The sequence below is a fragment of the Methylobacterium indicum genome, assembly GCF_001043895.1.
Taxonomy (GTDB): Bacteria; Pseudomonadota; Alphaproteobacteria; order Rhizobiales; family Beijerinckiaceae; genus Methylobacterium; species Methylobacterium indicum.
Genome location: NZ_JTHF01000190.1, coordinates 1 through 808, shown reverse-complemented (window position 1 = coordinate 808; position 808 = coordinate 1). Strand labels below are relative to the sequence as shown.

At 71.0% G+C, this 808-nt stretch carries 1 protein-coding gene; it reads right to left on the bottom strand.

The annotated features are described in order from the left end of the window. The coding region (istB, locus tag QR78_RS22160; RefSeq protein WP_048429754.1) for an IS21-like element helper ATPase IstB at window positions 1-788 on the bottom strand (788 nt) is incomplete at its 3' end. Between the last annotated feature and the right edge of the window lie 20 nt (window positions 789-808).

Below are 808 nucleotides of genomic sequence, written 5' to 3'. Positions count from 1 at the left end.
GGAACGTCTGGTTCCCGCACTGGGCGCGCCACCAGTCCGGCGCGCCGCTTGTCCTTCAGCCGGTAGCTCTCGCCGGTGATCGTCACCACGCTGGCGTGGTGCAGCACCCGGTCCAACATCGCCGCCGTCAGCACCGCGTCGCCGGCAAACGCCTGGTCCCACGCCCCGAACGAGAGGTTCGACGTCAGGATCATCGCGCCCCGCTCGTAGCGCTTGGCCGCCACCTGGAAGAACAGGTTCGCCTGCTCGCGCGCAAACGGCAGGTAGCCGATCTCGTCGACGATCAGCAGCCGGTAGAGGTTCACCGCCCGGTGCATCGCCTCCTTCAGGCGCCCCTGGCGCTGCGCCGTCTCCAGCATCAGGACCAGGTCCGCCGCACTGGTGAAGCGCACCTTCATCCCGCGCTGCGTCGCCAGGTAGCCGAGCGCGATCGCCAGATGCGTCTTGCCCACGCCGGACGGACCCAGGAACACCGCGTTCTGCGCCCGCTCCACGAAGGCCAGGCTGGCCAGTTCCTGGATCTGCGCCCGCGGCGCTCCGGTGGCGAAGCCGAAGTCGTAGCCCTCCAGCGTCTTCACCGCCGGGAACCCCGCCACCCGGGCGAACATCTCCCGTGCCCGGGTGCGCCGGGCCTCGCGTTCGGCGCGCAGCACCTCCTCCAGGAAGACGGCGTAGGGCGTGTCGCGCTCGGATGCCGCCTGCGCGAGCGCGCCGTAGGCCGCGGGCACCGCCTGCAGGCGCAGCTCGGCGCAGAGTTCGGCCAGGCGGGCATGCTGCAGGTCGCTCATGCCGGTTCTCCCGTCATCAG